Source organism: Micromonospora sp. NPDC004336 (assembly GCF_053602615.1).
Genome location: NZ_JBSGDY010000206.1, coordinates 1 through 9,339 on the forward strand (window position 1 = coordinate 1; position 9,339 = coordinate 9,339).

The 9,339-nt window shown below is 74.0% G+C and carries 8 protein-coding genes; 4 read left to right on the forward strand and 4 right to left on the reverse strand.

Features of this window, described 5'->3' with window-relative positions; all coding sequences use genetic code 11:
• Positions 1-972 (reverse strand): helix-turn-helix transcriptional regulator (locus ACWENR_RS27335; protein ID WP_452279820.1); only part of this gene is annotated, 972 nt, incomplete at its 3' end.
• Here ACWENR_RS27335 and ACWENR_RS27340 point away from each other — a divergent pair.
• Positions 944-1,699, forward strand: coding sequence for an SDR family oxidoreductase (locus ACWENR_RS27340; RefSeq protein ID WP_452279821.1), 756 nt, complete (start codon positions 944-946; stop codon positions 1,697-1,699). The two genes, ACWENR_RS27335 and ACWENR_RS27340, sit on opposite strands and share 29 nt — an antisense overlap.
• 97 nt (positions 1,700-1,796) lie before the next feature.
• On the opposite strand, the gene ACWENR_RS27345 is transcribed toward ACWENR_RS27340, so the two are convergent.
• The 3 genes from ACWENR_RS27345 to ACWENR_RS27355 form a co-directional block, all read right to left on the reverse strand.
• The gene (locus tag ACWENR_RS27345) at positions 1,797-5,141 is read right to left on the reverse strand and encodes a S8 family serine peptidase (RefSeq protein ID WP_452279822.1); all 3,345 of its coding nucleotides are present in this window, start codon (positions 5,139-5,141) and stop codon (positions 1,797-1,799) included.
• A gap of 113 nt (positions 5,142-5,254) precedes the next feature.
• Entirely contained in the window at positions 5,255-6,145 is an 891-nt protein-coding gene (locus ACWENR_RS27350; protein WP_452279823.1) for a hypothetical protein, read from the reverse strand.
• Positions 6,142-6,666 carry a SigE family RNA polymerase sigma factor gene (locus ACWENR_RS27355; RefSeq protein ID WP_452279824.1) on the reverse strand — a complete coding sequence of 175 codons (525 nt, stop codon included), beginning with the start codon at positions 6,664-6,666 and terminating at the stop codon, positions 6,142-6,144. Before ACWENR_RS27355 ends, ACWENR_RS27350 begins: the two co-directional genes overlap by 4 nt.
• Positions 6,667-6,852: 186 nt before the next feature.
• Here ACWENR_RS27355 and ACWENR_RS27360 point away from each other — a divergent pair, with 186 nt between their 5' ends.
• From ACWENR_RS27360 to ACWENR_RS27370, 3 genes are read left to right on the forward strand one after another with little or no spacing between them, the layout of a single operon-like run.
• Positions 6,853-7,407 (forward strand): NADPH-dependent FMN reductase, encoded by a 555-nt coding sequence (locus tag ACWENR_RS27360; protein ID WP_452279825.1) that lies wholly within the window; start codon positions 6,853-6,855, stop codon positions 7,405-7,407.
• A 26-nt stretch (positions 7,408-7,433) separates the two neighbouring features.
• The gene (locus ACWENR_RS27365) at positions 7,434-8,447 is read left to right on the forward strand and encodes an ATP-binding cassette domain-containing protein (protein WP_452279826.1); all 1,014 of its coding nucleotides are present in this window, start codon (positions 7,434-7,436) and stop codon (positions 8,445-8,447) included.
• Positions 8,444-9,301 carry an ABC transporter permease gene (locus tag ACWENR_RS27370; protein WP_452279827.1) on the forward strand — a complete coding sequence of 286 codons (858 nt, stop codon included), beginning with the start codon at positions 8,444-8,446 and terminating at the stop codon, positions 9,299-9,301. Before ACWENR_RS27365 ends, ACWENR_RS27370 begins: the two co-directional genes overlap by 4 nt.
• Positions 9,302-9,339: the final 38 nt, after the last annotated feature.

Sequence of the window (9,339 nt, forward strand, 5' to 3'; positions counted from 1 at the left end):
CACCGTGACGTGCCCGGCGAGCCGGCGGAACGCCGCGTGGGTGGGCGAGCCGGGCTCGGGGACGTAGACGATCACCCGCTGGCCGGTCTCCGGCACGTGCAGCACCCGGCACTCGAACTCCAGCGGCCCGACGTCCGGGTGCACCACCCGCTTGACCACGGGGCGACGCTCCTCGACGTCGTGCTCGCCCCAGAACCGCGCGAACCGGGGCGAGGTGCCGAGCAGCTCCGTGACCAGCTCGGCGAGGCCCCGGTCGGCGGGGTAGCGGCCGTAGGCGGCGCGCAGGTCGGCGACCGTGCCGCGGACGAAACGCACGGTGTCGGGGTCGGACCAGTGCGCGTCGTCGGCGGGCCGCCGGAACATCCAGCGGACCATGTTGCGGTCGGCGGTGGGCACCGCCGACAGATCCCCGACGAAGTGCTCCGCCAGCCGGTTCCAGGCCAGCACGTCGTAGCGGGCGTCGACGACGTACGCCGGGGTGTCGGTCATCGCGTCGATCAGGTGCCGCAACCCCGCGTCCACCTCCCGGTTCGGCCCGGCCGTCGGCGGTGGGCTCTGCCCGGCGACCCGGAACAGGTACGCGCGCTCGTCGCGGGTGAGCAGCAGCGCCCGGGCCAGCGCGGCCAGCACCTGCCCGGACGGGCGCGGGCCACGGCCCTGCTCCAGCCGGACGTAGTAGTCGACCGACATCCCGGCGAGCTGCGCCACCTCCTGCCGGCGCAGGCCTGGGGTGCGGCGGCGGGCCCCGTCGGGCAGGCCGACCTCGGCGGGGCGCAGCCGGGCGCGGCGGGTACGCAGGAAGGCCGCCAGCTCGGCGCGGCGCAGCCCCATGGTCGTCATGCCGTCCAGCCTGCCGTACGCGCCGCCGGCCAGGGTGGTACCGCCGGTCCCAGCCTCGGGCGGTCCCTCCCCGACGCCCGGCCCGGCGGGCAGGGTCGACGCCATGACGACGAACACGATCGCCCTGGTCACCGGGGCCAACAGGGGAATCGGCCTCGCGACCGCCCGGCAGCTCGGCACCCTCGGCATGACGGTGCTGGTCGGCGCCCGGGACGCCGACCGTGGCCGGGCCGCCGAGCGGGAGCTGCGCGACGGCGGGGTCGACGCCCGCCACGTGCCGCTGGACGTGACCGACGCGGAGTCCGTCGCCCGGGCCGCCGAGCTGGTCGAGAAGGAGTACGGCCGGCTCGACGTGCTGGTCAACAACGCCGGCATCTTCCTCGGCGACGGCGAGCGGGCGCTGCCGAGCGAGACCACCGCCGAGACGATGCGGCGGGTCCACGAGACGAACGTGATCGGCGTGGTGACGGTGACCAACGCGCTGCTGCCGCTGCTGCGCCGGGCACCGGCGGCGCGCATCGTGAACGTCTCCAGCGAGGTCGGCTCCATCGCCACGATGACCGACCCGCAGGGCTCCTTCTTCGCGCTGGCCTCGGTGCCGTACCCGGCGTCGAAGGCGGCGCTGAACATGGTCACCGCCATGTACGCCAAGGAGCTGCGGGACACCCCGATCAAGGTGAACGCGGCCAACCCGGGCTACTGCGCCACCGACTTCAACGGGCACAGCGGCTTCCGCACGGCGGAGCAGGGCGCGGAGGTGAGCGTGCACCTGGCGACGCTGCCGGCCGACGGGCCGACCGGGCTGCTCTGGGGCCACCAGATGGACGCCGGCGGCGGCTACGGCGTGCTGCCCTGGTGACCCGCTGACGGGCAACGTCCGGTGGACGGCCTGGCGGCCGGTGCGCCGGGCCCGCCCAGGTGGTCGACCGCCGCACCACCCGGGCGGGCCCGCCCGCTCACCGCGTCGCGTATGCGCGGATGACGGTCTGCCGCACACTGTTGCCGGCCGAGTCGGTCGCGCTGGTCCGCAGCGAGACGAAGCCGGGGCGGGCCGGATGCGCCAGGTGGGCGGTCCGGTTCAGGCCGCTCCCCGTCAGCGGCACCCGACGCCAGGTGGCGCCGTCGTCGTACGAGACCTGCACCGTGAGGTCGGTCATGGTGCCGTACTCCGCTCCCGCCTGGCGCTGGACGTAGACGGGCACGTCGAACAGCCGCCCGGCGGGTGCCTGGTTGCGGTCGTTCAACACGGGCGCGAACCGCACCGCCATCATGGGGACCGGCGTCGCCGGGGCCTTCGGGTCGTCGGTGCCCGCCCGCTCGGACCGGAAGGTCCATGCCGAGTCGACGCGGGTGGACAGGTCGGACGTCGGGCGGGTCGACTCGATTTCGAGCCGGTACGTCCCCGGGTCGGCCGGGACGCCGAAGTAGCCGTAGGCGCCCTCGGACCCGCCGAGCTGCCGGCCGTCCCGCCTCAGGCCGATCCGGGTGCTGCCGAGGCGGGAGCTGCCGCGGCGGTCGGGCGCCTGATCGGCGAAGAGCGGGGCGTCCACCTCGATCGCGTCGCCCTTGCGGCCCACCCAGGTCTCGCCCGCCGGGAGCGCAGGTCCGAACACCCCGACGTACCACCGCTCGACCACCGGCGGACCGAGCCGGTAGGTCCGGGGCGTACCGGTGGCGAGCCATGCCTCCGGCCAGTCCGGCTCGTCCGACCCGTACTGGCCCCAGTCGACCGACCACGGCACACCCGGAGTGAAGTATTCGGTGATCCTCGCCGGCGCCGGGAACGAGACGAGCGGATTGTCCTTGCCCACCCGCTTGCCCGCGCCGGTCGCGGCCAGGCTCGTGTGGACGACGGCGAGGTCCTGGTCGCGTACCCGGGGCGTCAGGTCGGCCGGCACCTGCCCGTGGGCGGACCACCTGACGTGGTAGAGGTACGGATGGATCCCCCCGGCGCCGTCCGGTTCCGCGAGGGTCGCCCGGACCTGGAACTCGAACTGGTCAGCCGGCGCCCGGGTGGCAGAGGGGCGCACCCGCAGATGCGCCATGTCCCAGCCCGAGTAGCTTTCGCTGAATCCGCCCGATCCGGCCTGGCGGGCGAACCCGATCCACGTCAGCACCCGTCGGGCCGGACGATCCACGATCGCGCCGAAGGGCTTGCCCTCCCGGGCGTCGAAGGTCAGCGTCCTGTCCCCGGCGACGGTGAGCGCCGGTTCGTGCACGAGGGTGTCCAGGAACCCCTCCTCACCGCGGTTGGCGGTCTGGATGGACGCGCCCAACTGGTACTCGCCCCGGGGCAGGCGCACGACCACCCTGCCGGACGGGTCGTAGGGCGCGTGCCAGCCGGGGCTCGCGACGTCGGCGAGCGAGACCCAGTAGCTGGGTGTCGGCTTGCCGTCGTGGTCCAGGAACGTCATCGTGACGTCGTAGCTCTCGGCCTCGCGGACGACCCCCACCGGGGTGCGGACGACCTGCCCGTCCGGCCCCGTCGCGACCAGCGCCCCGCTGTAGGTGCCGTCCGGGGCGGGCACCGAGGTGTCGGTCACGAGCGTCACGGCGACGCTGCCCGCCGCCGGCACGGTGACCCGGGGTGGGCCGACGGCGAACATCCCGGCGGGCGCCGGTGCCCCGGACGGGTCGCGGACGTCGACCGTCAGGTCGAGAGTCACGGCGGCGTCGGTCGTGTTCCGGTACGTGACAGCCCGCTCGACCGGCGCGTCGTCGTGGTGCGGCCAGCGCGCGATCCCGTTGCTCACGCTCGCCGGCTCGGTGTGGACGCCCTGCCGGACGGCGCGCGACACATCCACCCGCCCCGCACCCTGCTCGTACATGGTCAGCCCGTCCCTGGGCACGGCCGTGCCCGTCAGGAGGGCCTTGAGGTCCTCGCCGGTCAGGTCCGGCCGCTGCCCGGCCAGGACCGCCGCCGCGCCCGCGACGTGTGGCGCCGCCATCGACGTGCCCGACATGGCCGTGTACCGGTCGTCGACGGGCGTACCGCGTTCCGTGCCCGCGGCACGGGCGGCGATGATCTCCACGCCCGGCGCGGTGACGTCGGGCTTGATCGCGTTGTCGCCCAGCCTGGGCCCACGGCCGGAGGACTCTGCCAGCTCGTCGTGCCGGGAGACCGCCCCGACGGTCAGCGCCGCGTCGGCGGTGCCGGGACTGCCGATCGACCCCCGTTGCGGCCCGGAGTTGCCGGCGGCGACCACGAAGAGCGCGTCGGACTCCGCGCTCAGCCGGTTGACGGCCTCGTCCAGCACCCCGGTTCCGTCGCCTGGGTACTCGCTGGAAAGGCTCATGTTCACCACGTCGGCGCCCGCCGCGACCGCCCACTCCATGCCGGCCAGCACCTCCGACTCGGAGCCGGCGCCGTTGTCGTCGAGGACCTTGCCGTTGAGCAGCCGGGCATCCGGGGCCACGCCGGTGTGCCGGCCGCCCGAGGCCGCGCCGCTGCCGGTGACGATGCCGGCGACGTGCGTACCGTGGCCGGCCCGGTCCGTCACGCCGCTCTCGCTTGCGGTGAAGTCCATCGACCCGACGACCGCGTCGGCGAGGTCGGGATGGGTCGTGTCGATCCCGGTGTCCAGCACCGCCACCGTCGCGCCCCGCCCGGTGTGCCCGGCCTGCCAGGCCGCCGGTGCGCCGATCTGCGGCACGCTGTGCTCCAGGCTGGCCCGCACCGGTCCGTCCAGGGCGACCCCGGCGATCCCGGCCGCGAGGCCGCGCTCTCCGGGCCGGCCGCGCAGCCCGGACCAGAGCCGGCCGGCCACGGCCTTGTCCGCGCGGACCGCCTCGCCCCGGACGCTCGGCAGGTTCCGGCCCGCCGGTACGCCCGCGGCTGCCATCACGTCCAGGGCGGCGGTCCGGGATCCGGCCGTCCTGGTGACGATCAGGGGTATGTCCGCGCGGGTCCGGTCACCGTAGCCGAGCTCGACGAGCCTGGAGACGTTGAACAGCCTGCGGTCGACCGTGCCGGCAGCGACCAGCGGTCCCGCGTCGGACGGGATCACCATCAGGTCGCCCCGCTCCTCGAACTGGCGGAACGCCACCTTCTCGCGGCCCTCGGCCGGCTTCGTGGCGAGCACCCGCTCGCCGGCCGGCCCGTCGCCGAGAAGGACCCGATCCCCCGTGATCAGCGTGATCCAGTTCTGTGCCTGCCCCCCGGAGTCCGGTGGTCCGATCCCGGGTCTGCCGCCACCGGGCCCGGCCCCCGTGCCGGGTGCCGCGCCCGCCGGCCCCCCGATCGCCCCGGGAATGGTGACAGCGCCGACCGCCAGGGCGGCCAGCCAACGTCGTGGGTGCATGTCGCTCCTCTGCTGCCTGTACGGGAGGCAGCGCTGCCCGCGACCCGTCCGGTCGCGGACAGCCCTGCCCCGGAGCGGGGAACGGCCGCTGTGCTCGCTCCCCGGAAATGGACCTACTTCGCCATGACCACGTCGGCCGGGCGCTGCACCTTCACCTCGACGCCGTAGTCGAAGAGTTCGAGCGTGGCGGCGAACGTGCCGGTGTCGAGCCGGCCCTTCGCCGTCGACTGCCACGTACCGGTGAGCGCCACCTTCGCGACCCGGCCATCGGCGCCACGCGTGACGTCGCCGGACGTGGTCGTCGAGCCGTCCTCGGTCTGCGTGGCGTACTCGAAGTGCAGCGTGCCGTCCGGCCGCTGCGTGACGGTCGCGTTCGCGTCCTTCAGCGCCTTGAACAGCGCCGCCGGGTCGGGTGCCGCGGCGCCCAGGACCGTGCTCCCCTCCGAGTAGAGGGACAGCCGGTCGTGCTTGCCCGGGTACTGCCCGTAGCGCCCGTACGTCTCCCCCGGGCCCTCCTTGTCGGCCGGCGGCCGGCCCAGCGGCGGTTCCCCGCCGACGTACCTGGTGCCGTTGATCAGCAGTTCGGTCGTGACCGAGTCGTCCTGCGGCTGACGGACGTACCCGGTGGCGGTCCTCGGGTCGAACGCGCCCTCGTACGTCATCCTGCTCTGCCCCGATCCGGCGCTGGTCGTCAGGCGCATCCGGTAGCTGACGTTCTCGCTGGCCGTCACCGCGGCGACCAGCGCCATGCGGGGCGACTCGGCGGTGGCGGCCGGGGGCCGCGCCGCCGTCGGCGCCGGCTGCCCGGCTCCCCCGCCGACCGTCAGCACGGCGGCGGTCACCCCGGCCAGGCCCAGCACACCCATGGCGTACGTCGCCCGCAGCAGCGCCGTCCGGCGGTGGTGGCGCCGGCTCGCCGCGCCGAGGACGTCCTCGGTCAGCGTGACGCCCGCGACCTCCCGCCGCATGCCGTCGATCAGCTTGTCTTCGAAGTCAGTGCTCATCTTCCCGCTCCGTTCCAGGCCGGGGCGTCGTCGACCGCCCAGGCAGCCGTGACCTCGCGGAGGCGGGACAGCCCCCGGGAGGCGGTGGACTTGACAGTGCCGATCGAGCAGCCGAGCGTCTCGGCGGCCTCCGCCTCGCTCAACTGCTCCCAGTAGCGCAGCACCAGGACGGCCCGCTGGCGCGGCGGCAGCGTGGCCATCGCCTGGACGAGCGCCTGCCGCAGGTCCAGGGCGTCCGTGCCGTCGGAGCGGCCCGGCGGCTCCACGCTGGCCAGCACCTCCGGCCGTCGCCTGCGGCTGCGCCACTGGTCGATCGCGAGGTGGTACATCGTGCGGCGCAGGTATCCCTCCTTGTCGCCGCGCACCCGGTTCCAGTGCCGCATCAGCCGCTCCAGCGCCGCCTGCAGCAGATCCTCGGCGGCGGTGCGGCTGCCGGTCAGCAGCACCGCCGTGGCCAGCAGGGCATCGCCCCGTTCAGCCACGAGGGTGTCCAACCCCTCGAAGCTCCTCCTCCAGCGCACGGGCTCTCCTTCCGTCGCCACCAAGGACGACGGGCCGGGGCGCGAGGTTGAGCGGGTTCACGCCTCAATCGCGAAATTCTCCCGGTTGCCCGCCGAGCCGCACGGGGCCGCCAGATCGGATCTCGCGGACCGCCGGGCCCGGTCTCGCGCCTTCCGGGTGGGACCGGAGAGCCGGGAGGAGGAACCATGGACGCGCTGCGGCTCGCCGTGATCGTCGGCAGCACGCGGGAGGGGCGGGCGGGTGACCGCATCGCCCGCTGGTTCTGCGAGCGGGCGGAGGGCCACGACGGGCTGGCGCTCACGGTGGTCGACCTCGCCGACTACGACTTCCCCGCCGGCTACCCGGCGGAGCCGACCCCGGCCATGCGCGCGTTCGCCGAGCAGGTGAGGCGGGCGGAGGCGTTCGTCGTGGTCACCCCGGAGTACAACCACAGCTTCCCCGCCTCGTTGAAACAGGCGATCGACTACGCGTACGACGAGTGGCAGGCCAAGCCGGTCGGCTTCGTGTCGTACGGCTGTGGTTCGGTCGGCCTGCACGCCGTCGACCAGCTCCGGACGGTCTTCACCGCCCTGCACGCCGTCACGGTGCGCGACGTCGTCGGCGTGGACCTGCTCTACGGCGAGCCGACGCCGCTTACCACCGACCGGCTGCGCCGCGCCGCCCGCGTCCTGCTCGACCAGTTGTGCTGGTGGGGCCTGACACTGCGCGACGGCCGCGCCGCGCGCCCGTACGTCTCCTGAAAAGTTCGCGACGGAAGGTAGAGATGATGAGTAGACGCAGCACCGGCCCGGCCATCGAGGCCGAGGGCCTGACCAGGTCGTTCGGTCAGACCCGGGCGCTGGACGGCCTGGACCTCACGGTGCCCGCCGGCACGGTCTACGGGGTGCTCGGCCCGAACGGCGCCGGCAAGACCACGGCGGTGCGGGTGCTGGCGACGCTGCTGCGCCCGGACGGCGGGCGGGCGCGGGTCTTCGGCCACGACGTGGTCGACGAGGCCGACGCCGTGCGGGCCCGGGTCAGCCTCACCGGCCAGTACGCCTCGGTGGACGAGGACCTGACCGGGCTGGAGAACCTGATCCTGCTCGGCCGGCTGCTCGGGCACCGCAAGCCGGCCGCGCGGGAGCGGGCCGACGGGCTGCTCGCCGCGTTCGGGCTGACCGAGGCGGCCGACCGGCAGGTCAAGAAGTACTCGGGCGGCATGCGGCGGCGCCTCGACATCGCGGCCAGCATCCTCAACACCCCGGACCTGCTCTTCCTCGACGAGCCGACGACGGGGCTGGACCCGCGCAGCCGCAACCAGGTGTGGGAGATCGTGCGGGCGGTGGTGGCGCACGGCACCACCGTGCTGCTGACCACGCAGTACCTGGACGAGGCCGACCAGCTGGCCGGCCGGATCGCGGTGGTGGACCACGGCCGGGTGATCGCGGAGGGCACCCCGGGCGAGTTGAAGGCATCCGTCGGGTCCGGCACCGTCCACCTGCGGCTGCGCGACGCGCACCAGCGGCCCGACGCGGAGCGCCTGCTGCGCGCGGTGCTGGACGTGCCGGTGCAGCTCGAACCCGACCCGGTGGCGCTGACCGCCCGGGTCGGCGGCGAGGGCGGCGACCTCGACGCCAGCGAGCAGGCCGCCCGGGTGCTGGGCGACCTGGCCCGCGCCGGCATCGTCGTCGACAACTTCTCCCTCGGCCAGCCGAGCCTGGACGAGGTCTTCCTGGCCCTGACCGACCATCCCGCCGTGCCGGCCGACGAGCGGGACGAGCAGCTGGAGGCAGCCCGATGAACAGCAACGCCACCACCACGACCGGGCCGGCCCCGTCGGTCTACGTACCGTCGGCGGAGGCGCTGTCGACGGTCCTCGCGCCCGGCGCCCGGCCGGCCCGACCGACTCCGCTGTCGGCGTCGCTGACGTTCGGCTGGCGCGCGCTGCTGAAGATCAAGCACGTGCCGGAGCAGCTGTTCGACGTGACGGCGTTCCCGATCATCATGGTGCTGATGTTCACGTACCTGTTCGGCGGCGCCCTCGCCGACAGCCCGCGTGACTACCTGCAGTTCTTCCTGCCCGGCATCATGGTCACCAGCGTCGTGATGATCACCATGTACACCGGTGTCGGCCTCAACACCGACATCGAGAAGGGCGTCTTCGACCGGTTCCGGACGCTGCCGGTGTGGCGGCCCGCCGCGCTGGTCGGCATGATCTTCGGCGACGTGCTGCGCTACGTGCTGGCCGCCGTGGTCATCCTCGGCGTCGGGCTGGTGCTGGGCTTCCGCCCCGACGGCGGGCTGCTCGGGGTGCTGTCCGGCATCGGCCTGCTGGTGGTCTTCTCGTTCGCGTTCTCCTGGGTCTGGACGTTCTTCGGCCTGGTCCTGCGCAGCGAGAAGTCGGTGATGGGGGTCAGCATGATGGTGCTGTTCCCGCTGACCTTCCTGAGCAACGTCTTCGTCGAGCCGGCCACCATGCCCGGCTGGTTGCAGGCGTTCGTGAAGGTCAACCCGATCACCCAGCTCGTGGCGTCGGTGCGCGGCGTCATGTCCGGCGCGCCCGACGCGTCGAGCACCATGTGGACGCTGGTGTGGAGCGCCGGCTTCCTGCTGGTCTTCGGCACCCTCACCATGTACCGCTACAACCGCCGCTGACCCGGCCGGCGACGGGCACCGCCACGCGGGTGGCGGTG